Here is a 22,374-nt window from a genome sequence, read left to right as displayed (position 1 = left end):
TCCCGACTCCGCGCACGGCAGTACACGCATGGACATTGAATGGCGGGTTCGTCCTAGCCAGCGCTGGATGAATCTCTTGGCACCCGTCGCTGCTCCGGCGTTCACAGCTGCAGGCGCGCACGTGATGCGTCAGGGCGAACAAGGACTGGATGCCCGCCTAGAACGCAAGGCTGGCGGCGGCCGCGGTCCGCACGAAGATCTCCGAAAATTCTTCCGGAGTCAGGTCAACGCATCGGGCCACCGCATGGACAGGTGTCAGAGCGAAAACCCGAAGGCGGACCAAGAATGCACCAAATGGCGGGGCACCAGAACCCGAGGAGGTCCATAACCCAGGACAGTTGAAGCCGCCGCACACCCGTCGCCTGAAACATGCCCAAAGGGGCCCGATCCGGCCCCTGTAGGACGCAGTCCGAACGTCCGGATGTGCATTTTGTGCACAACCGCCGTTATGCCTGAAAGAGGAGAACGTCCCAGAAGAATCGCGAAATCCAAGAGGTCACGGTTCATCCTCAATGGCACCCAAGCGGCCGCGCATCATTCATTGGGACTCAGTTTCATTTGACATGACACTAAGGTTCACTGTAGAACGGTGGTATGGTTCCTGACACTGTCGTAGAAACCGGCCCGCTCGCGGGGGCTGGCAAAGATGCCCGCAAATCGCCTGGAAAGTCGGCCAGTGCCTATGCCGCGGCCCTCCTCGACTCTGAACGGCAGGCGGCGGCAGGCGCTCCCGGCGCAGCCCCCCGCCCCGTCCGCAGCGTTGGAGTGATCGGAGCCGGGCTCATGGCCAGCCAGCTCGCCATGGTCTTTGCCCAGCAGCTTCGAGTTCCGGTCCTGATCACCGATCTGTCCCAGGCCAAGGTGGATGGCGCGCTTGCCTGGATCGCCGCACACCTCGAGAAGCTGGTGCGCCGCGGGCAACTCAACGGAACGGCGGCGCGGGAGCTTGGCAGTCTCGTCCGCGGAACGGTGGACAGGCGCGAGTACCGGAACTGTGACGTGGTCATTGAGGCGGTCTTCGAGGAGCTGAGCGTCAAACGTGCTGTCTTCGCGGAGATCGAGCCGCTGCTGCGTACTGACGCGCTGCTGCTGACGAACACCTCGTCCCTGTCCGTGACGACGATGGGCCACGGCCTGGTCCATCCGGAGCGCCTCGTTGGACTGCACTTCTTCAATCCGGTGGCCGTGCTGCCGCTCGTGGAAATCGTCAGGACTGAAAATAACGACGACGTCAGCCTCGCCACCGCCGGTTCGCTCGCCCTGCTTCTGGGCAAGACCGCGGTCCTCGTGACGGATACGCCGGGCTTTGTGGTGAACCGGATCCTGACCCGGCTGTTCTGCGAACTGCTGCATGTCATTGATAACGGTGCGGATATTGAACTGGCAGACCACGCCCTGGACCCACTGGGGCTGCCCATGACTCCGTTGACGCTGCTGGGTTTCATCGGACCCGCGGTCCAACTGCACATCTGCGAGACCATGCACGGCGCCTACCCAGACCGTTTTTATGTCAGCACGAGCCTGGCTGCCATTGCGGATGCCCGGCTGAGCGGCTACCTGGATAAGTCCGGCACCGTGCTTCCCGAGGCCACCGCACTGCTGCCGGGTGCCGACGTCGGCAGTCCGGCGCCGCCCCCTGACGCGGACGCCATCAGGACACGGATCCTTGATGCCCTGGCCGAGGAGGTGGGCCTGATGCTGGCCGAAAAGGTGGTGGCCGGTCCGGCAGAAGTGGATCTGTGCATGCTTCTCGGTGCCAACTACCCCCGAAACCAGGGGGGCCTCACGCCGCTGCTTGACCGCAGCGGCGCGTCCCGGCGCGTGTGGGGACGAGATTTCCACCCGGGCCCAGGATTTGCCCAATAGCTTGCCCGGATGCGCCCAGGTTCACCCCCGCTACCCTCCACGCCGTTCTTGAACAACTTCCCGCTAAGGATGCACGCCCATGCCTGACTATGACGTCGCCGAACCACTGGACACGGACTACTACGCCGTCTTCGCGAACATTCCCGCAGCCGAACGCGAGGTGTGGAGGCGTGCCCGGGCCTTCACCGAGGAGGCCCTGCCGCAGATGAACGACTACTGGGAACGCGCCGAGTTCCCCGCCCACCTGGCCAAGCGGATGGGCAGCATGAACCTGATGGCCGATGGCATTGACGTGCAGGGCCTGGAGCCGATGTCCCCGCTGGCCGCGGGACTGGTCAACATGGAGGTCTCCCGCGGGGATGGTTCGCTGGGCACGGTGATCGCAGTCCAGGGCGGCCTGGTACTGCGGACGATTGCCCTTTTTGGCTCGGAAGCCCAGCGCCAGACCTGGCTCGGTCCGCTGGCCCGCGGCGAAAAGCTCGGCGCCTTCGCCCTGACGGAGCCCGACCACGGCTCGGATTCCGTGGCCCTGGAAACCACCGCCTCACTCGACGGCGAGGATTACGTCCTCAATGGCGAGAAGAAGTGGATCGGCAACGGCTCCGTCGGGGATGTCACGGTGGTCTGGGCACGCGATGATGCCGGCAACGTCCGCGGCTTCCTGGTGGAACAGGACCGGGAGGGTTACGAGGCCGAGACCATCACCGGAAAGGCCTCGCTGCGCGCCATCCACCAGGCCCGGATCAAGCTCAACAACGTACGAATTCCAAAGGCTAACCTGCTCCCCGGTGCCCACACCTTCAAGGACACGTCCGAAGTCCTGGTTGCCACGCGTCTGGGTGTGGCCTGGTCTGCCCTCGGCCACGCCACCGCCGTCTACGAAGCCGCGTTGAACTATGCCACGCAGCGGACACAGTTCGGCAAGCCGCTGGCGAAGTTCCAGCTGGTCCAGGAGCGGCTGGCGTACATGCTCTCGGAGCTGACCAGCATGCAGCTGCATTGTTTCCACTTGGCGGGCCTTGATGCGGCCGGCCAGATGCGCCCCACCCAGGCCGCGATGGCGAAGTACCACAACACCCGCAAGGCCCGCGAGCTGGCTTCCATTGCCCGCGACATGTTGGGCGGCAATGGCATCCTGCTGGAAAACCACGTGATCCGGCACCTGCTGGACATCGAATCCATTCATACCTATGAAGGCACGCAAAGCATTCAGACCCTATTGATCGGCCGCGATGTCACCGGACAAAGCGCCTTCGCCTAAGGATTCACCATGACCACATTTGAGCTTCCCAATGAATCTCCGCTGAGCCCTCTGCGGTTCCTGCAGCGGTCGGCCGAGGTGTTCGGGCAGAAGACGGCGATTATCCACGGCGACCGGTCCTACACCTACCAGGACTTCGCTGCCGAAGTCCAGCGGCTGGCCAAGGTCATCAAGAGCAGGATCCAGCCCGGGGATCGGGTGGCCTTCCTGTGTCCGAATGTGCCGGAACTGCTGATTGCCCACTTTGCTGTCCCCCTGGCCGGTGGTGTACTGGTGGCCCTGAATTCGCGATTGACCGCCCGGGAGCTCCAGTACATCCTGGAGCATTCCGAAGCCAGGCTGCTGTTTGCCGATTCGGAACTTCTGGGCACTGTGGCGGGACTGGACCTGGGTTTGACGCAGCTGGCTGAGGTGGTCGAAGTACCTGACAGCACCATCAAATATCCGGATGTCCCTGCGGGCCTGGGCGCAAGGCAGTATGCGGATTTCCTCGCCGCGCCGGAAGTCCAGGACGCAGATCTTCCGTGGGGCGTCCAGGACGAACGCGCCCCGATCACCCTGAACTACACCTCAGGCACCACGGGCAAGCCCAAGGGCGTGCTGTACTCGCACCGCGGGGCCTATCTGAATTCGCTCGGGGAAATCTTCCACAATCACTTCACCGGTGACACGCGCTACCTCTGGACGCTTCCGATGTTCCACTGCAACGGCTGGTGCACCACGTGGGCCATTACGGCGGTGGCGGGCGTCCACATCTGCCTGCGGGCGGTGCGCGCGGACACCGTCTGGGACGCCATCGACACCCTCGGCGTCACGAACCTGTGCGGCGCCCCGACGGTGTGCAGCATCATCGCCGGCGCGCCCCAGGCCCACGAGCTGAAGGTCCCGCTGCGGATCACGACGGCGGGCGCGCCGCCGTCGCCCGCGATCATCACGTCCCTGGAGTCAATCGGGATCAGCGTGGTCCACGTTTATGGGCTGACCGAGGCATACGGGCCATACACCATCTGTGAGTACCAAAAGGAGTGGGATGACCTGCCCCCCCAGTACAGAGCCGTGAAGATCTCCCGGCAGGGCGTGGGGATGCTGCAGGCCGAGACGGCACGCATCGTGGACCTGGACATGCGCGATGTCCCGGCCGACGGCGCAACCCTGGGCGAGATCGTGCTGCGGGGCAACAACGTGATGCTCGGCTATTTCAAGGATCCGGAGGCCACAGCCGACGCCTTCCGCGGCGGTTGGTTCCACACCGGAGACCTCGGCGTCATGCATCCCGACGGCTACATCCAGCTCAAGGACCGGGCCAAGGACATCATCATCTCCGGCGGCGAAAACATCTCCACCATTGAGGTAGAACAAGCCATCATCAGCCACCCTGCGGTACTGAACGTGGCCGTGATTGGTGTCCCGCACGAGAAATGGGGCGAACGGCCGGTGGCCTTTGTCATCCGCAGCAATTCCAGCAGGGTCACGGCCGAGGAGATCCGCTCGCACGTCAAGGGCCTCATCGCCGGGTTCAAGGTTCCAGACAGGATCATTTTCCCCGAGGAGCTCCCTCACAACTCCACCGGCAAGGTACTGAAGTCGCGATTGCGCGCCCTGGACATCAGCAGCAGCAAGGAGAGCACCAAATGAGCCGCGAGGACATCGTTATTGTAGGCGCGGCCCGTACGCCTCAAGGAAAACTGATGGGGCAGCTGTCCTCGCTTAGCGCTGTGCAGCTTGGCGCCGCCGCCATCGCCGCCGCACTGGAACGTTCCGGGATCGAGCCGGCCGCCGTCGACGCGGTCATCGTGGGCCAGGTCCTGACGGCCGGTGCGGGTCAGAACCCGGCGCGCCAAAGCGCCGTGGCGGCAGGAATACCGCTCAGCACGCCCGCCGTCACCGTGAACAAGGTCTGCCTCTCCGGGCTGAGTGCCATCATCGAGGGCGTCAGGCTGCTCAAACTCAGCGAGGCGGACGTAGTCGTCGCCGGCGGCCAGGAATCCATGAGCCAGGCGCCGCACCTGCTCACCGGCTCGCGTGCCGGCTACCTCTACGGTGGCATCACGGCCGTGGACTCGGCCGGCCACGATGGACTCACGGATGCCTTTGACCTGGAGCTGATGGGCATTGCCACGGACCGCGCCAACGCGGAGCTTCAGCTCTCCCGCGAGGCGCAGGACTCTATCGCGGCGTCGTCCCACCAGCGGGCGGCCGCTGCCCAGGCCGAGGGGAGATACAGCGCCGAGATTGCCCCTGTTGCGGTGCCGCAGAAACGCGGCGCACCCGCGCTGGCCAACCAGGATGAGGGCGTCCGTCCGCAGTCCACCCAGGAGGTGCTGGCCGGGCTGAAGCCGGCCTTCACAGCGGCGGGGACCGTCACGGCCGGCAATGCCTCGCCGCTGAGCGACGGCGCCGCCGCCGTGGTTCTGGTGACCCGTGCGTACGCCGATGCCCACGGGCTCGAGGTGCTGGCCGCCGTCGGCCCCGCGGGGCAGATCGCCGGGCCTGACACAACGCTGCCGGACAAGCCGGCGCAGGCAATCACCGCGGCCTTGGCCCGCGCCGGCTGGACGGCCGGGGAGCTTGACTTCGTGGAGATCAACGAGGCCTTCGCCTCGGTGGTGGCGCACTCCGCTGCGGCCCTGGGCCTCGGCTTGGACACGGTGAACGTCAACGGCGGTGCCATCGCCATTGGTCATCCGATCGGTGCCTCCGGAGCGCGGCTGGTGGTCTCCGCCGTCCATGAGCTGATGCGGCGCGGCAGCGGCAAATCCGCCGTCGCGCTCTGCGGCGGCGGCGGACAGGGTGACGCGCTGCTACTGTACCGGGATGGCATCAGTGGCTAATTTCCGTTCCGAGGTGGCCGAGGCCGCCCTGGATCTGTTCACCGACAATGGCTACGACCCGACCAGCGTTGACGACATTGCCCAGGCCACCGGGATCTCCCGCAGCACCTTCTTCCGCCAGTTCCGCGCCAAGGAAGACGTAATCTTTGCGGACCACGAAGCCTTGCTCGGTGAGCTGACCACCTACCTGGCGGCGAGCCATCCGGATCCGTGGGCGGCTGTCTGCCAGGCCGCGGCACTGGTCTTCGTCAAGTTTTCCGAACGCCGGAAAGTGGCCCAAAAGCGCTACCACGTGGTGCAGGCCGTACCCGCACTCCGGGACCGGGAAACGATCATGGTTTCCCGGTATGAACGGCTTTTCTCGGACTACCTCCGCCACGCTCTCCCCGGCATATCAACGCTTGATGCAATCCGGTTCGCCGCCGCGGTGACGTCAACACACAATTACGTACTGCGCGAAATGATGCTGGATTCCTCCCGTGGTTCCCTCCAGAACCTGGAACACGAGCTGCTGGCAGTGCGGCGCATTTTCGGGGTGCTGCCGCAGAGGGACCCTGCATCCATCCCCGCCGAGGATGACCTGGTAGTGGCCGTTTTTTCCCGCTCAACACCCACCGCTGAGGTGGCGCGTCGCATCCAGGACAAGCTCGACGGCCGTTCCATCTAACTGCTCCATCCAGCTGGGGAAGGCCCTATGAAAGGGCATGACAACGACGTTTGCCGGCCGAGTGATCGCGATCTCCTGAAGCGAGCGATCAGGGAGACCGACTCCCGGACGGGCACCGGGGTGTTCTTCGCAGGCCTCGTGAACCGCACCGAGCTCACCATCACCGAGTTCTTCGGCACCACAACACGCGGCCTGAAAAACCTCAGCGTGCAGCCCGGCGAGGGGGTCGGCGGACGGGCCCTCTCCCAGGCGCGCACCATCGGAGTGGCCGACTACTTCGATTCCGACCGCATCACCCATCATCATGACGAAGCCGTGCGCATCGAGGGCCTGCGGACCATGGTCGCGCTCCCGATCCTCGTGGACGGCCGTGCCCGGGGCATCCTCTACGCAGCAACGCGCGAGCGCACCTCGATCGGCGAGTACGTGGTGGATGAACTTAGCGCCGGCGCCTTGAGGATCTCACGGGAACTGGCGATTCGCGACGAGGTGGACCACCGGGTCTCGATTCTCCGGATGGTCCACAGCCTGGCCGCGGAGCCACGGGACCGGGACCTCCCTGAGACCGTCCGGCTTGCGCATGCCGAACTCCTCTCCGTTGCCCGCATCACGGATGATCCCGAGCTCGCCCAGGGCATCCTCGCCGTGACCGCACGGCTCGAGCGCTCCGACGCCGGCTCCGACGGCACGCCGGGCGGCGCCCCACGCCTCACCCGACGCGAGACGGATGTGCTCGCCCAAGTGGCGCTCGGCTGTTCCTATGCCGAAGCCGGCAACCGGCTGTCGCTCAAGGCAGTCACTGTGAAGAGCTACATGCAGTCGATCATGACGAAACTGGACGTTCACGGCCGCACGGAGGCCGTAGTGGCTGCGCGCAGGTTCCGCCTTTTGCCGTGACCGGTCAGGAAATTATCTAGCGGTTGGGGGCCGTGGTTGACGGTTGTGGAACCCCACACAAACCATCTGACACCCTCGGTAGCCGTCCTCCCGGGCCCGCGTCGGCCAGTCGGATCCCCGGATCAATAGCTGTCGTTTGGCCACGCCGGCTTCCTAGAGTTACCAAGCGCGCCAATTTCCTCTTCGTGACCAGACGGCCGGCCACGGCAGGGGAGATGCCGGAGGAATCCACGGCCCGGTAAGGGAAGTCCGGGAGCACGGATTCTGGCTCGCAGATCTCAATCCTCAGTTGATGCCGCGCCCGGCGCCTGATGGCATCCTCGAAGGGTTCGTCTGGGGCAGGATGGCCGCAGAATGAGTTGGTCCAGACGCCCGGCCATGTTGTCTTGGACAGTTTTCTGCGGGTTACCAGCGTGCGTCCGCGGTTGTCGAATAGATGGCAGGAGAAGGCCAGATGAAGGTGTGTCTGCGGTATGGACGCTTTCCTTGGCGGTCACGCCCAGCCTGCGGCCGTCGTCGCCCGTCAGGCAGACCAGTTCGCGCTGCGCCTTCACGGCGACGTTCCTTCCTCGTCGGCCAGCGACGCCGCAGCAGCTGTGATGCGGTTGGCCATTCCCTTAAAAATGACGCCATGGAAGGGCAGGACCGCCAACCAGTACAGCCGGCCGCCTAATCCCTTGGGGAAGAAGACTGCCCGTTGCCGGTAGAGTACCCCGCCCTCGGCGTCGTCGGCCCGCATTTCCAGCCATGCGCGCCCGGGGACTTTCATTTCCGCCCTGAGGCGCAGCAGTGAGCCGCGGTCGATCTGTTCCACTCGCCAGAAGTCCAACGCGTCCCCGGTGTGCAGCCGCGTCGGGTTGAGGCGGCCTCGGCGGAGCCCTACTCCTCCTGCCACTTTGTCCAGCCAGCCGCGCACGGACCAAGCCAAGGGAAATGAGTACCAGCCGTTATCACCGCCGATGCCCTCTATGACCTGCCACAACTGTTGCCGGGTCGCCGTCGTCGTCTGCTGCTGGTTGTCCTGGTAGACCAGGTGGCCGGCCCATTGCGGGTCGCTGGGAAGCGGATCGCTCGGTGCACCGCGAACGGATGAGTTCTGCCAGCTCGTTTCCACTTCTCCGGCTGCCATCCTTGCCAACGCCAAGCGAACCGATTGCCGGTATCCGAGCAGCCCGGCTTCGGGCGGATTGACAAAGCGGTGTATATCCCGCTCGCCAACCACACAGTTTTGCTGCAGGGACCCGATCAGCGGCACGGCCAAGGAACGGGGTATGGGAGTGACGAGGTTGACCCACTGGGAAGCCAACCAGGGAGTCAGGACGGGCAGTGCCACCACCGGCCGGTGCCGCAAGCCGGCTTCAGCGGCGTAGCCGTTCATCATTTGGTCGTACCGCAAGACGTCCGGTCCGCCCAGGTCAAAGGTGCGGTTGAGCGACGTCGGGAGCCCAGCCGCCGCGACCAGGTAATACAACACGTCGCGGATGGCCATCGGCTGGACCTTGTTCCGGACCCATCGCGGGGCGACCATGAAGGGCAGGACCTCGGTGAGTTGTCGGATCATTTCAAAGGAGGCTGAACCGGAACCAATCACGACGCCGGCCTGGAGCACCACCGTAGGCACGGAAGAGTTCAGGAGGATCTCGCCGACCTCCTTGCGGGAACGCAGGTGCCGGCTTAGCTGTGTCCCTTCCGGGTGCAATCCGCCCAAGTAAATGATCCGTCCAGCGCCGGCGTCCGCCGCTGCGCGCGCAACGTTGCCGGCGCAGAGTCTCTCGGTTTGCTCAAACGACCGCCGTCGGCTGGAAGGACCCATCGAGTGCACCAAGTAGTAGAGCACGTCTGCCGAGGCAAAGGCCGACCGCAGGGAATTCAGATCCTCAAGGTCGCCCGTCACCACGTCTACTTTCGATGCCCACGGGACGTCGGTGAGCCTATTCGCATGGCGCACCAGGACGCGGACATCGTAGCCGGCGTCCAGCAAGCGCGGCACCAGCCGTCCCCCGATGTAGCCGGTGGATCCCAGTACCACTGCCTGTGGCTTCATTGCGATCCTTTCCGGCGCTGTTTCAAGTTCGCCAGCCGGTTTTGGCGGCGTGGACGTTTGCCCTGTCCCTGCGGCCATAACTACTGATTGCGGGATCGCATTCCGGTTCCCCGTGGCTTACGAAGAGTGGGTGACAGCACATGTACGCACCAGCACAACACGTTTGCCAATTTAGAACCTATTACCAGAATATTTAATTATCAATAATTTTAAAGGGATGGGCTGGCGTTCTGTTATGAATGAGACTGCGACCCGGAGCCACAGCGGGGAATCGCGGCATGAGGCATCGCGACTGATGCGTCGAATCCTGGTGCTCAATCAGAAGGTGGAGAAGCAATTCGGACGCGAGTTCGAGGTCAATTCCACCGACCTTGAAGCTATGCAGCGGCTCATGGAACGGGGTCCCCTCAGTCCAAGCCCACTTGCTCAATCGCTGGGTATCAGCACAGCGGCCGTCACTGTGGTGGTGGACCGTTTGGTCAAAATGGGTCATGTGTGCCGCCGGCCGCACCCCACCGACCGGCGCAGCATCCTGATCGTCCCGGCACCGCAGTCGGCGCGCCGGGCTATGGACGGCCTGCTACCGATGATCAGGGAAATTGATGCTCTGATCTCCCGCTATGATCCGGAGCAGCAGGAAGCCATCACCGGCTATCTGGCCAGGACCGTCGAGGTTCTGGAGCGCAAGGTTTCCACGCCGCAGCCCGCTCAATCCGAAAAGGGGGGCGAATAATGTCCGTGCCCGAAATGAAGCGCTACGACAACGCCGTACTGCCGGCTCCAGAAAAAGGGGAGCTCGCGCCGAACGCCCAGGTTCGAACAGCTGCCTTAGCCTCGATCCCGACGGACTGATGGAGCATCCCGGGATGAGGTTTGGCTGGGTTGATCGGGGTTGGGCGTGCCGGAGGCTCCGGCCCCGCTGCCGGTGATGTTCCACGATGGGTCCTTGATCGTTGTGGTCAGGGGCCGCCGGGTCAGGTCTTCGCCGGCCGGGGAAAGACGCGGGTGAACAGGGCCGTCCAGGCTGTCTCCCAGGGCCAGTCCGCAGGGAGGTGAAGGCGAAGCTTCCGTGCGGACGGTGCGATTCTGGCCGGGACGCTGATCAGTTTGCGCCGGATCGTTCCGGTCCGGGCTTTCGCCAGCCCGTTCCCTGCCGCTGTTGCGACGGCGCGGGTGAGGTTGAACGCCATGGCGGCCAGGACCAGCCAGGATGCATTGGCCGTGAAAACACCTGACGGTAAATGCGCCAGGGCGCTGTGGTGAAGAACGCGTGGAACCGGTAGGTGTCCAAGATGGTCGGCTGTTCTGCGCCGGCGTGCGGATTCAGGTCCGGGATTCTTCGGACGACAAGGCGCCCGGTGACGGGTTCGCCCTGTTTCCGGGAACTGAACGCGGTGTATCCGGTTTCGGCGACTTCATCGGAGGAGATCCACCGGTCCGCGGCTTCGTCGAAGACCGCGTCCCTGTACTGGACGGGCTTCCACGCGTCCTGGGCGATTCCCGCAATCGTCCGCCTGATGGCCGGGTCCATGCGGGCAGTGATGGAAACATCGGCACCGGCTTTGGCAGCGGCATTGACGGTGGCGTACCCGTAGAACGCCGAATCGGCGCGGACCAGCGCCGAACGGGTGGGCCTGGTGGTGATCGAGGCCACCGGAGACTACTGGCGTCAGTTCTATTTCCTCCTCGAAGACGCAGGTCTGAACGTTCAGCTGGTGAATGCCAAGGACGCGAGGAACCTGCCCGGACGCAAAACCGACGTCTCCGACGCGGCCTGGCAGGCCCAGCTGGGCGCGCACGGGCTGCTGCGCGGGTGCCTGGTTCCGCCGGAGGATATCCGCCAGCTGCGTGATCTGACCCGTGCCCGCACGGCGATCACCGACGAACGCTCCCGGGAAATCCAGCCGCTTCAGAAGATGCTGGAGGACTCCGGGATCAAACTATCCTCCGTCGCCACCGATATCACCGGCGTCTCCGGCCGGGCGATGCTCGAAGCCCTCATCCGGGGCGAAGACTCACCGGAGGCGTTGGCGGATCTGGCGAAGGCCCGGATGCGCACGAAGATCCCTGACCTGGTGGAGGCCCTGACCGGACGGTTCAACGCCCACCACGCGTTCATGGCCAGGCTGTTCCTGGATCGGATCGATGCCCACAGCAAGGACGTCACCACCCTCGATGCCCGGATCAACGAGCTGATGGAACCTTTTAGCGGCGCCCGGGAACTGCTTGTCAAGTCCACGAAGGCCCGGCCCGCGAACCGTTACCTGAAACGGGCCCTGGGCACAGCGGCCTTACGGCCTCGCGCACCCAAACCACGTGCCTCGGGGCGAAGTACCGCCGTATAGGATCCCGGCGCGGACCGATGAAGGCCCTGGTCGCGGTGGAGCACGCCATGTTGATCTCCATCTGGTACATGCTCACCAACGGCGAATGCCACTGCGATCCGGGCGCGGACTGCTACACCCGATTCCAGCCCCTGCGCAGCAAAGACCGGGCACTGAAACAGCTCGAATCCCTCGGCTACCGCGTCATCCTCGAACCCTTGGAACAAACCGGATAACAGCGGCCCCCCAGGAACCCGACGCTCTGCCCCCCGGGTGTGCTCACCCCATTTTCAAGTCAGGCAACGAATCACTCTTCCGGAGGTATTGCAATGAGGCAACAAGGGCCGGCTCTTCCCGGCACTGCCACTTCATGTTGATGTGGTCCGTCAATTGTTGGCGGCGGCGTAGAGGTTCAGGCTGCCGGAGAACACGATCCAGGAGATGTAGGGCAGCATCAGCAGTCCTGCCGTTGTGCTGATCGGGCCGAAACGCACGACGGTGGTTGCCACTGCCACGGCCAGCGCGGCGATAACGAAAAGGCCCAGCCACAGTGCGGCCGCGCCCCACATGGGGTACATGCCGAAAAACGTTGGTGCCCATGCAAGGTTAAGTAGCATCTGGACGCCATAGGCCCTCATGGCGCCGCGGGTGGAGGCCGAACCCTGCCTCCACACCAGCCACGCAGCTACAGCCATCGCTGCATACAGCATCGTCCAGACTGACCCGAAGACCCAGCCGGGCGGTGTCCACGGCGCTTTGTTGGCCGCGGCGTACCAGCCTGGCGTGTTGTTGATGATGGCCAGTGAGCCCAGCGCCGATACGGCGAAGGACACTGCCAGGAACCCTACGAGGGCGGCGGCTTGACGACCAAGGCCCGGTTTGCACGACATTAGGCCTCCGTGGGAGTGTGTAGATTTCGCGGGCACTGATTCACCTTGACCGATGGACGTTCTGCCGTCAAATGGGGCGGTTCGCGCGCTCGTCCATCACCTCCAGGGGAGCCGCCACGTTGCGCGGCACCGGTTACCCCTTCCCTGGCCGGGGCGGGCGCCCGACCGGTGAATCCGGCAGCTGCCTCAATGCCCGGTACACCGTTGTACGAGAGACCCCCAACACTTTTCCGATACCCTCCACGCTCAGTTCGCGCTGTTCATACAAACGCCTTGCCGTCCGCAGAATGTCTCCGGCGAGCAAGGAAGGCCTGCCACCTGTACGGCCGCGGGCCCGTGCTGCGTCCAGACCGGCACGCGTCCGGTCGCTGATCAGATCACGCTCAAATTCCGCCAGGGCCGCGAAAACGTGGAAGACCAGCCTCCCGCCGGTCGAGGTCGTATCGATGTTTTCCTGGAGCGACCGGAAGCCGGCACCGCGATCTGCAAGCCCCGTGACCGTCTCCACCAAATGCTTCAGCGACCGCCCCAGCCGATCCAGCCGCCACACAACCAACGTGTCCCCGGGCCGGACCTGGTCCATCAATTTCGTCAGTTCGGGACGGACCGCCAAAGTCCCGGAAACCTGGTCAGTTAAGACTTCTGAAGCAACCCGCCGCGATCAGCGCGTCCTGCTGCAGCGCAGCATTCTGCTCAACCGTCGAAATCCTCTCGTAGCCCAGCGATTCACCCGTACCCCCGAGCGTGGCGAAACCCGTCACGAAAGACAGAACATGACTCATAGAAAGCGGCACAGAGCATCGCTACATGGAGATCCCAGGAATTCCGCGGAAATCAAACCAGATCCCAGACCCACTGAGACCTGTAGCAAAAAACGAACGAAGACCGCACAACCGTCAACCACGGCCCCCAACCGCTAGATAATTTCCGTTTTCTCAGCGACCCCGAAAGCACCTCCATCGGGAGGTGGTGGCGAACGCACGGCGCTGACACGATGACATCTCCGCGTCGACACAACATTGTCTCGACGACCGATGTCAAAGGAGATATCGCATGCTCGAAAGCCTCGCACCGGTTGCGACCCGGTCCGGTCCACGCCGCACCTCAATGGCACGGGTCGCCGTCGCCAGCTCGATGGGCAGCATCATCGAGTTCTATGACTTCCTCATCTACGGCACGGCAGCGGCCCTCGTCTTCCCCCAGGTGTTCTTCCCGGCCCTCGGCCCGGCAGCCGGCACTCTCGCCTCCTTCGGGACGTTTGCCGTTGCCTTCGTCTCGCGCCCCCTCGGTGCTGTCCTGTTCGGCCACTTCGGTGACAGGATGGGGCGCAAGAAAACGCTCGTCAGCACACTGCTCATCATGGGCATCGCGACAGTCACTATCGGACTACTGCCCGACGCCAGCGTGATCGGGGTCGCCGCACCGATCATCCTCGTTGTTCTCCGCTTTCTTCAGGGATTCGCCGTCGGCGGCGAATGGGCCGGCGCGGCACTGCTGGCGGCCGAGTACGCCCCGCCCAAGCAGCGGGGCCTCTTCGCAGCCTTCCCCCAGCTGGGCCCGTCGATTGGCTTCGCCCTCGCGAGTGCGACCTTCCTCATCATCAATCTGTCGCTCGGCGACAAGTCGGTGGCATTCCTCACGTTCGGCTGGCGCATTCCGTTCATTGGGAGTGCCGTGCTCGTCATGGTCGGTCTCTACATCCGCCTCAAGATCGAAGAGACTCCCGTCTTCAAGGAGGCCAGCGACGAGGGCGCCGTCTCGGCGGTCCCGCGCTGGCTGCCCGTGTGGGAGTCAGTGCGCAACCAGCCATGCCAGATCCTCTTGGGCGGCGCCTCCACCATGATGCTCTTCGCCTTCTTCTACATCGGTACAGCCTTCCTCAGCAGCTACGGCACCAGTGCCGAGGGCCTTGGCCACAGCCGACCGACCATCCTCTCGCTGGGAATCGTCGGCGCGATGTTCTTCGCAGTCGGAACAATTGCCAGCGCAATCCTCTCCGACAGGGTCGGCCGCCGAGCCGTAATCGTCGGCTCTTGCGTCGTGGCGATACCCTGGTCGCTCCTACTCTTCCCGATCCTCGACATCGGCACGACCTGGTCGTTTGCCATCGGACTGTCGGGCACGCTGCTCATCGTCGCCGGAATCTACGGTCCGGTCGGCGCCTTCCTGCGGGAACTCTTCGCTACCCGCTACCGATACACGGGTGCCGGAATGGCCTACAACCTCGGAGCGCTCGTCGGCGGTGGTGTCACACCGCTCGTGGCGGCATCGCTCGGTGGCAGTCTTGGCAGCCCCTCCATCGGCCTGCTTCTCGCCGGCGTAAGCCTGGTGAGCCTACTCGCCACCTTCGGGCTCCCGGAGACCCGTGGCATCGATCTCGCCGCGTCCGGAACCACAGCTGCACGGTGACTGTACAGTCGGTCACCCGGGTCGACGTCGACTCCTCCTGGCACATCCGGATGAACGGCACTTGATTTCGGACGGGCCTGGCTCGTTCATAAGGACTCGGCCGGCCCCTACAAGTCGTCTCAGCCGGATTGCCTGCACGACGTGACGCAAAAAGAGGAAGGCTCCGCTTTGCAGAGCCCTCCCCTCTTGCCGGCGGCTAAACCTTTTCTCTGATCCGGTCAGGCGCCAGGTCGGCGCCTTCCTCCAGCTGCGCGATGTAGGCCCACATTCTGGCTTGCTCCGTCTGAACCTGAGGCTCAGGGGTCTCCTGAGAACTCGTGTCCCCGTGCCCTTCTGCTTCCCGAGCGGCATCCTTCCTGTAGTTCTGCCATCCTTCGCACGATGAATAGCACATCACAGACCTCCTTAAGTGGCTGTCCCTTAATCGTCCTCTCAACAACCACCTAAGTCGACCCCCAAACCGCCAATGCACGGCAATCACCGGCGGCGCCGGGCCGCTTCCTGAGACCAGACGCGGTGAACGACGACTGCCTCCAATATCGACCCGCGTCGAGGAACGGGGCGGTGCACGCGGCCAGTCACTGGCACAGCTTGCCCTGAAGCGAGCCCTCCGCACCTCGGTCCAGGCGATGCGTTTGTTGCCGTCGATCAACGCGTGGAAACACGCGACTGATCCCCACCAAATTATCCTTGACCGGCGATACTCACCGATATATCGTTAACTATCGCCGAAGAACCCGGAGATCACCAGAGAAACTCAACTGAAATGGAAGGACGATGCCGCTATGAAAGGCATCCACGAAGGTAAACTCACAGACTGCGGACCAGGAATGGAGCGCTTCGGGCGCGGCAGGAGCCGCCGCGGCCCCCACGGACACGGGGGCTACGGGCCGGGCCTCGGTTTCGGCCCACGATTCGGTCCAGGTTTCGGGCCGGGCTTTGGTCCCGGCAGTTCACGTCGGGCCAACAAGGGCGATGTCCGTTGGGCGATTCTGTCCCTTCTGGCCGAATCACCATCCAACGGCTACGGGCTGATCAAAGCGATCGAGGAGAAAACCTCCGGAGCCTGGCGTCCAAGTCCGGGCTCCGTTTACCCGACGCTTCAGCAGCTCGTAGATGAAGAACTCATCGCACCCGTAAGCGAAGGCCGGCGCACCGAGTACACGCTCACCGACGCCGGGACCGCCTATGTGACCGACCACGCCGAGGAGATGGACAACGCATGGAACGCCGATCCCCAGGGATCCGCGCCCGCGTTTCATCAGAGCGTGGGAAAGCTCATGGGAGTCATCCACCAATTCCGCTTCTCGGCAACCGACGAACAACGCAAAGCCGCAATGGAAAAAATAGACGAAACCCGCCGCGCGCTCTACCACATCCTCGCCGACTAGCTGTATTGACCACGGACGTTAGGAACGCTCGGCGTGGTTAGGTGACAAAAAGAAGACCTCCGGGTGGAGTGGGGCTTGTCGAGAGTCCGATCCACAAGGAGGTCTTCAATGTCCCATGCTAATGCGCTCCTCACGCCTAAGGGCAGGCTCCGGCTGGCCCAGTGCGTCGTGGAGGACGGGTGGCCGCTGCGGCGGGCGGCTGAGCGGTTCCAGGTCTCGGTGACGACCGCGGCGCGGTGGGCTGGCCGCTACCGGGAGCGCGGCGAGCACGGGATGGAGGACCGGTCGAGCCGGCCCGTCAGCTCCCCGGGCCGGACGTCCGTGCGGCGGGAGCGGCGGATCGTCGCGCTCAGAGTGAACCGCCGGTGGGGCCCTGCCCGGATCGGTTACCTGCTGGGTATCCACCCCTCCACGGTGCACCGGGTCCTCTCCAGGTTCGGACGGCAAGGCTGTCGTGGCTGGACCGGGCCACGGGGAGGGTAATCCGCCGCTACGAGCACCAGAACCCCGGAGACCTTGTCCACGTGGACATCAAGAAACTCGGACGTATCCCGGACGGCGGCGGACACCGCACGGTGGGCAGGGCATCCGGCAACCGGAACAAGACCGGCACGGCGGCGAACCGGAGACCGGGCTACGCCTTCCTGCACAACGCGGTCGATGATCATTCCCGGCTGGCCTACACCGAGATCCTCGCCGATGAGAAAAAGGACACCGCGGCCGGGTTCTGGGAACGCGCCAACGCCTACTTCGAATCCTGCGGAATCGTGGTCAAACGGGTCCTGACGGACAACGGCTCCTGCTACCGCTCCTACGCATTCAAAGACGCCCTGGGCCCGGCTATCAAGCACAAGCGCACCCGGCCCTACAGGCCCCAGACCAACGGCAAAGTCGAGCGCTACAACCGCACCATGCTCGATGAGTGGGCTTACGCAAAACCCTATGGATCAGAGGCCGAGCGTGTTGATTCTTTCGCCGACTGGCTCCATCACTACAATCATCACCGAGGCCACACCTCACTCAAAGGTCAGCCACCGGTCACCCGCGTCACTAACCTCTCAGGTCAATACAACTAGACCCGTCGTTCCGAAGCCCCGGTCAAGAGGGACCGTAAGAAAATCATGATGGGGACACCTTGGTGCAACCTGCCTTTCGCCAGTATGCACGGGATGAAGAAAGAACGCCACGCATCAGGAATGCCGTGCGGCCCGTGAGGCGCCGCGGGAGAGGCGGCGCCGCACGTCGTCGACAAAGGCAAACGCGTCGGAGAGGCCGGCCGGCCGCGAACGTCATCGGATACGCGACAGACCCCACCAAGCGGGGGCGTTAGGCTCATCGCCCGTAGAGCAGGCGCATTGGGGACGCCAGGCGGCCGCCGTCAGAGGGATCCACGTGGACAAATGTCCACAGCTTAAAAGCAATAAACCCCCTCTGACGAGGGGGTTTATTGTGCCCGAGGTGGGACTCGAACCGCATTCCAGACCCTGAGAACCCGCCACTCACCCGAAGACATCACGAATCCGGCCCGGTCCGGCACCGGTATGACCCAATCAAAGGCCCAGGGTGTACACATTGTGCACACCCTTTTTTTCGTTGTTTCCGTGGCCACCCAGCCCCAGCACCGCGCGAGGATGCGGTGCTGCCGGGCCGCTCGACACCCTTGGTCGAACCTTCGCCCGCTCCCACGACGCAGCAGACAGAGACTAGTACCTCACGACATTCTGATGACTTTCGGGACTTCACGATTCAGCCGCCTGCTTCAGCCACTCTCGTCGCGGGCGACAGCAGAAATGACATGACCACGCTGATAGCGAAGCATGCGGAGAAGCCCCGTTTGCCGGCGTCGGACGCCCGGGACAGAAAGGTGGCCCGCGAGAGGCCCGATGGTTTGATCCTTGGGGCTAACGCGGCAGCATGCGCTTCGGGATCAGGGCGCTGCTGTGTTCGAGTCCGATGTCGCCGGCAGCCACACCGACGACAAGGTCAAAGCCCTCATCTGTCGTGAAAACATGGCGGCACCCGTTGATCCAGAGCATCAGTACCATCAGAGTCCAGGCTGTCCGTTTGTTGCCGTCAATCGACGGGTGGAAGCGGGCCACGGATTCCAGGAGCGCCGCCGCCTTCAGTGGTAACGCAGGATATGCCTCAACGCCCATGACCGTGGTTGCCGGGCGTGCCAGCGCCGAGGCCGGCAGGCCCACGTCACGGATGTGGAAGCCGTACCTGTCGATCACCTGCAAGGCATCCTCAATCTCGAGGTAGGCAGTCACGCGTCCTCAAGGCGCTTCAGCAGCTCAGCGTCATGACTCATCACAAAGTCCAGACCGGCACTGATATCGCGGCCGCGCCGGTGCCGCTGCAGAACCAACTCCGCACCCTGAAGAAGCAGCGCCGACTTCGAGGTGTGCTCCTCGGCCGCGAGCTGCTCCAGCTGCCGGTCAAGTTCTTCGGGTACACGCAGATTCGGCGCCAGCGATTCACCTCCCAGTGACGCCGGTGGCCTGGAAGGCATCCGGCACTGAGAGTACGCCCGCCATCCGGCCGCCAGGTGCGGCAGGACGCGACGGTCGAGAAGTCTGGCGAGTTTTCGGGCCACCCGCACCACGGTGCCTTGAGCGCGGCGAACCCAGTCTTCCCGGCAGCTATCCGCGAACCTGGTGTCCGAGACCGGTGACGAACCTGGCAATGGCGTCCTCGGCGGTTGGCGGCGTGCCGAAGACCTCGCTTTGGCGCGTGGTGTCGGCGATGTAGCGGCCCGTCTGGAACCAGTCAATCATCGCCGCCAGGTCCTTGGCCATCGGGTTGACCCGCGCGAGCAGGACGCCGATCGCGCGAATGAGGCCGGTCGGGATGGTCCGGACACGGATGTGCTCGTCGAGTAGCCGCCCGGCGATGGCAGCGATGTCCTGCATGGCGACCGGGCGGTCCCAGCCGATCTCGATACGCTCACCGTCGACTCCTTCAGCGTCGACCGCATCGGCGAGGTATCTCGCCAGGTCGGAGGTCAGCACGAAAGTCAGCGGTGTCCGAGCTGACCCGAGCCACGTGAGCCGCCGCTTGATGAACGGGTCGCCACCGAACCGCGTGACCTGGTCGAGGAACGCACCCGGACGCAGCGCCACGAACGGGACACCAAGTTCTTCCAGCCTGTCCTCGGCGAGCTTCTTGTGCCAAAAGTGCGGGACCTGTGGAGTCTGGTCACAACTGAGGATGCTCGTGAGCACGAACCTGCGGACTCCGGCGCGACTGGCTGCCTCGACGAGGTTAGCGTTGCCGACGGTGTCGATGTCCGCACTGTCACCCTTGCTGTGCCGCGTATAGCCGGCCGCCGAAGTGATCACGGCATCGATGCCGTCCATGGCGCTCAGCAGCGAACCGGGGTCCATCATGTCGCCTCGGGCAATGTCGACCCCGGCGGTTTGGAGGCCGGTCGCGTCGGAGCCGGGGCGAACCAGGGCTCGCGTCCGCTTACCTCGGGCCAGCAGCTCCGTGACAATCTGGCCCCCAAGCATCCCGGTGCCACCCACCACAAGTACGGGTCCGCTGCCGCTCATTCATGCATCCTCACTCTTGGTTGCCGCTGGCGCTTGGTGCGCCCCCGGGCGTGGCGTGAAGCCCGGTGTGCCATCGACAGGATCCGGACAGAATCAGGAGTGTCCGGATGACCGCGCGTCCGTCCAGGCATTTGGTCAGATTCATGCTGCTTTCAAACGCGAAGGCGCTCAATGCCAGCCCCTGTGGACCAGCGTGCCGTGCCCCGCCCCGTGGGTCAAGCGCCCTCGAAACATTGTCCTGCGTCCGGCCCAGAGGCCGCCACTGCGCAGCCATCCACCACAACGTCCGTGCCGGGACACAGGTCGCCCTCGGCGCCGCCTTCGCCGGAAGCCAGGTGACGAGCCGGACAACAACACTCGGAGCACCATCGGGCCCGTCCGCGGCGAACAGGACCTCCAGCCATGCTCAGCGTTCCACGCCGGTCTTGCGGGCCAGGTCATGTCCCGTAGCTCATCGGGCACCCCGCCAGGGGGATCCTCGCGGAATCAGCCGCTTAAAAGCAAAAACTCCCTCTGACGAGGGGGTTTACTGTGCCCGAGGTGGGATTCGAACCGGCTTCCAGACCCTGAGAATCCGCCACTCCCCCGAAAACATCAAAAATCCGGCCTGCTCCGTCACCGGTAAGGACGAGTCCGTGGGCAGAGGGTGTGCACATTGGGCACACCCTTCTTTTTGCCTCCCGAGGGCAATCCGGACCGGCAGGAAGGATACAGTTGTCACCATTCGGTGACCCAATGAACGGTGGAAAGGAAGGTGCCATGACACTCGAAACCATCATCGACACCCCCGCTGCAGCCGGTGCCATGATCCGCGCCCGGCGCACGGCCTGCGGCGCCGGGTTCGGAGACACTTGTTGACCGCTGATAGGGACTAGACCGGACCAACGCGTCCAGGTCTCTTCGTAACGTGGGTGCCGGCATCGGTGTCATGACTGCGGCCAGATAGTGGTGCAAAGGAGCGCCCAATATGGATCGGGGATTCGAGGTTTACTGCGGACTCGATGCCGGCAACAGCGAACACCACGCCAACGCACTGGCCTGCGCCGGCGAACGGCTCTTTGATAAGCCGCTCCCGCAGGACGAAGCCCGGCTGCGGGAGCTTTTCACTACGCTCCAGCAGCATGGGAAAGTGCTTATGGTCGTTGACCAGCCCAACACCATCGGCGCACTGGCGGTAGCGGTGGCCAGGGACTGCGGCTGCGAAGTCGCCTACCTGCCAGCCCTGGCCATGCGCAAAGCGGCGGACCTGTATCCGGGGAAGTCCAAGACCGCTGCCCGTGACGCGTTCATCATCGCCGAGACGGCGCGGGCCAGTTCTTTGTCGGTATCGGTCGAACGTGGCGCCAAATGTGGTGGAGTGTCCTTGGGCTAGCCGACTCTCTGCCAGGTTCCGCAGCGTTGGCTAGCGAACCCTTCGCCAGAGGTCAAGGCACTCGACGCCAGCCAACTGGCCTTCAGCAGTCCCAACTCCGCGAACGGACAAGATGGTTGGTGGGAACCATCGTCTCCGGCTACATCGAAATCCGGCAGTCATGCTGCGGGAAGGATTTCGTGCGATGAACTGGCATGGACGGGGACCCAGAGCAGGGGGAGGATGGGCGCATGGAACTGCACATCACTGGCGACCCCGTCGCCGACAAACTGCTCAGCGATGACGCTTTCGCGCTGCTAACCGGCATGCTGCTTGACCAGCAGGTGACCATGGAGTCGGCGTTTGCCGGACCCGAAAAGATCATGACGCGCATCGGCTCCATGGACCCTGCCGCGATCGCTGAATACGACCCGGCAGGCTTCGTTGAGATCTTCAAGGAGCGTCCGGCCGTCCACCGCTTCCCCGGCTCCATGGCCGGCCGCGTTCAGGCCCTCGCAGGGACCGTACAGCGCGATTGGAATGGGGACACAATTGCCATCTGGACACGGGACGACCCGGACGGCCAGGAAGTGCTCCGCCGGTTGAAAGGATTGCCCGGATTCGGGGAGCAAAAGGCGAAGATCTTCCTCGCACTTCTCGGCAAGCAGTGCGGACTCCAGGCAGAAGGCTGGCGAGAGGCTGCTGGCCCCTACGGCCAGGAGAACGCATATCTTTCTGTCGCCGACATCGTGGACCCGGAGTCGCTGAGAAGAGTGCGCGCCAGCAAGCAGGCTGCCAAGGCCGCCGCCAAAGCCGCGAAGGCATCCGGGCACTGACAAGAAGAACCAGTTGAATCACGACGGCGGCCAAGGCCGCCCTAGGCACCCGG

17 protein-coding genes and 4 pseudogenes are annotated in these 22,374 nt (G+C 64.1%); 13 read left to right on the top strand and 8 right to left on the bottom strand.

What is annotated here, in order from left to right; translation table 11 throughout:
- Positions 1-594 precede the first annotated feature (594 nt).
- The 6 genes from ACQCST_RS10340 to ACQCST_RS10315 all read left to right on the top strand — a co-directional run bounded on the left by ACQCST_RS10340 (position 595) and on the right by ACQCST_RS10315 (position 7,522).
- Entirely contained in the window at positions 595-1,866 is a 1,272-nt protein-coding gene (locus tag ACQCST_RS10340) for a 3-hydroxyacyl-CoA dehydrogenase family protein (RefSeq protein ID WP_426995703.1), read from the top strand.
- Positions 1,867-1,945: 79 nt separating this feature from the next.
- Positions 1,946-3,127: an acyl-CoA dehydrogenase family protein gene (locus tag ACQCST_RS10335; RefSeq protein WP_426995702.1), complete on the top strand. Its 1,182-nt coding sequence runs from the start codon at positions 1,946-1,948 to the stop codon at positions 3,125-3,127.
- A gap of 9 nt (positions 3,128-3,136) precedes the next feature.
- Positions 3,137-4,762, top strand: coding sequence for an AMP-binding protein (locus tag ACQCST_RS10330; RefSeq protein WP_426995701.1), 1,626 nt, complete (start codon positions 3,137-3,139; stop codon positions 4,760-4,762).
- Complete coding sequence (locus tag ACQCST_RS10325) at positions 4,759-5,958, top strand: acetyl-CoA C-acyltransferase (RefSeq protein ID WP_426995700.1); 1,200 nt, start codon at positions 4,759-4,761, stop codon at positions 5,956-5,958. The genes ACQCST_RS10330 and ACQCST_RS10325 overlap by 4 nt, the downstream gene beginning before the upstream one ends.
- Positions 5,942-6,625: a TetR/AcrR family transcriptional regulator gene (locus ACQCST_RS10320; protein ID WP_426995699.1), complete on the top strand. Its 684-nt coding sequence runs from the start codon at positions 5,942-5,944 to the stop codon at positions 6,623-6,625. The genes ACQCST_RS10325 and ACQCST_RS10320 overlap by 17 nt, the downstream gene beginning before the upstream one ends.
- Before the next feature lie 27 nt (positions 6,626-6,652).
- Positions 6,653-7,522: a LuxR C-terminal-related transcriptional regulator gene (locus ACQCST_RS10315; RefSeq protein WP_426995698.1), complete on the top strand. Its 870-nt coding sequence runs from the start codon at positions 6,653-6,655 to the stop codon at positions 7,520-7,522.
- 16 nt (positions 7,523-7,538) lie between these two features.
- Here ACQCST_RS10315 and ACQCST_RS10310 read toward each other — a convergent pair whose 3' ends face one another.
- On the bottom strand, positions 7,539-7,934 hold the full coding sequence (locus ACQCST_RS10310; protein WP_426999146.1) for an NUDIX domain-containing protein: 396 nt from the start codon (positions 7,932-7,934) through the stop codon (positions 7,539-7,541).
- Positions 7,935-8,072: 138 nt separating this feature from the next.
- The gene (locus tag ACQCST_RS10305; RefSeq protein ID WP_426995697.1) at positions 8,073-9,566 is read right to left on the bottom strand and encodes an SDR family oxidoreductase; all 1,494 of its coding nucleotides are present in this window, start codon (positions 9,564-9,566) and stop codon (positions 8,073-8,075) included.
- Between the two features lie 235 nt (positions 9,567-9,801).
- On the opposite strand from ACQCST_RS10305, the gene ACQCST_RS10300 reads away from it, so the two are divergent.
- Positions 9,802-10,299 carry a MarR family winged helix-turn-helix transcriptional regulator gene (locus ACQCST_RS10300; protein WP_426995696.1) on the top strand — a complete coding sequence of 166 codons (498 nt, stop codon included), beginning with the start codon at positions 9,802-9,804 and terminating at the stop codon, positions 10,297-10,299.
- A 241-nt stretch (positions 10,300-10,540) separates the two neighbouring features.
- Here the strand turns inward: ACQCST_RS10300 and ACQCST_RS10295 are convergent.
- Positions 10,541-11,190 (bottom strand): annotated as a pseudogene (locus tag ACQCST_RS10295) (transposase); the annotation flags it as partial.
- On the opposite strand from ACQCST_RS10295, the pseudogene ACQCST_RS10290 reads away from it, so the two are divergent.
- Positions 11,189-12,126: pseudogene (locus ACQCST_RS10290) on the top strand (IS110 family transposase); the annotation flags it as partial. The pseudogenes ACQCST_RS10295 and ACQCST_RS10290 sit on opposite strands and share 2 nt — an antisense overlap.
- Positions 12,127-12,276: 150 nt before the next feature.
- Here ACQCST_RS10290 and ACQCST_RS10285 read toward each other — a convergent pair.
- Positions 12,277-12,780, bottom strand: a complete 504-nt coding sequence (locus tag ACQCST_RS10285; RefSeq protein ID WP_426995695.1) for a TspO/MBR family protein — start codon at positions 12,778-12,780, stop codon at positions 12,277-12,279.
- Positions 12,781-12,913: 133 nt separating this feature from the next.
- Positions 12,914-13,363: a recombinase family protein gene (locus ACQCST_RS10280; protein ID WP_426999145.1), complete on the bottom strand. Its 450-nt coding sequence runs from the start codon at positions 13,361-13,363 to the stop codon at positions 12,914-12,916.
- A gap of 470 nt (positions 13,364-13,833) precedes the next feature.
- Between ACQCST_RS10280 and ACQCST_RS10275 the strand changes: the two genes are divergently transcribed.
- The 3 genes and pseudogenes from ACQCST_RS10275 to ACQCST_RS10265 all read left to right on the top strand — a co-directional run bounded on the left by ACQCST_RS10275 (position 13,834) and on the right by ACQCST_RS10265 (position 17,656).
- Positions 13,834-15,189, top strand: coding sequence for an MFS transporter (locus ACQCST_RS10275; protein WP_426995694.1), 1,356 nt, complete (start codon positions 13,834-13,836; stop codon positions 15,187-15,189).
- 785 nt (positions 15,190-15,974) lie between these two features.
- Positions 15,975-16,580, top strand: a complete 606-nt coding sequence (locus ACQCST_RS10270; RefSeq protein WP_426995693.1) for a PadR family transcriptional regulator — start codon at positions 15,975-15,977, stop codon at positions 16,578-16,580.
- 108 nt (positions 16,581-16,688) lie between these two features.
- Positions 16,689-17,656 (top strand): annotated as a pseudogene (locus tag ACQCST_RS10265) (IS481 family transposase).
- Between the two features lie 825 nt (positions 17,657-18,481).
- Here the strand turns inward: ACQCST_RS10265 and ACQCST_RS10260 are convergent.
- The 3 genes from ACQCST_RS10260 to ACQCST_RS10250 are packed head-to-tail and all read right to left on the bottom strand — an operon-like array spanning position 18,482 to position 20,134.
- Positions 18,482-18,850, bottom strand: a complete 369-nt coding sequence (locus ACQCST_RS10260; protein ID WP_426995692.1) for a type II toxin-antitoxin system death-on-curing family toxin — start codon at positions 18,848-18,850, stop codon at positions 18,482-18,484.
- Positions 18,847-19,176 (bottom strand): ribbon-helix-helix protein, CopG family, encoded by a 330-nt coding sequence (locus tag ACQCST_RS10255; protein WP_426995691.1) that lies wholly within the window; start codon positions 19,174-19,176, stop codon positions 18,847-18,849. The genes ACQCST_RS10260 and ACQCST_RS10255 overlap by 4 nt, the downstream gene beginning before the upstream one ends.
- Positions 19,177-19,222: 46 nt before the next feature.
- A complete protein-coding gene (locus ACQCST_RS10250) occupies positions 19,223-20,134 on the bottom strand; it encodes an SDR family oxidoreductase (protein WP_426995690.1) in 912 nt (303 codons plus the stop codon).
- 967 nt (positions 20,135-21,101) lie between these two features.
- Here ACQCST_RS10250 and ACQCST_RS10245 point away from each other — a divergent pair.
- A pseudogene (locus tag ACQCST_RS10245) lies at positions 21,102-21,446 on the top strand (IS110 family transposase); the annotation flags it as partial.
- 290 nt (positions 21,447-21,736) lie between these two features.
- A complete protein-coding gene (locus tag ACQCST_RS10240; protein WP_426995689.1) occupies positions 21,737-22,321 on the top strand; it encodes an HhH-GPD-type base excision DNA repair protein in 585 nt (194 codons plus the stop codon).
- Positions 22,322-22,374: the final 53 nt, after the last annotated feature.

The sequence above is a fragment of the Pseudarthrobacter sp. N5 genome (assembly GCF_050157035.1).
GTDB lineage: Bacteria > Actinomycetota > Actinomycetes > Actinomycetales > Micrococcaceae > Arthrobacter.
The sequence above is the reverse complement of the archived record's forward strand: the minus strand, read 5'-3'. Positions and strand labels throughout refer to the sequence as shown.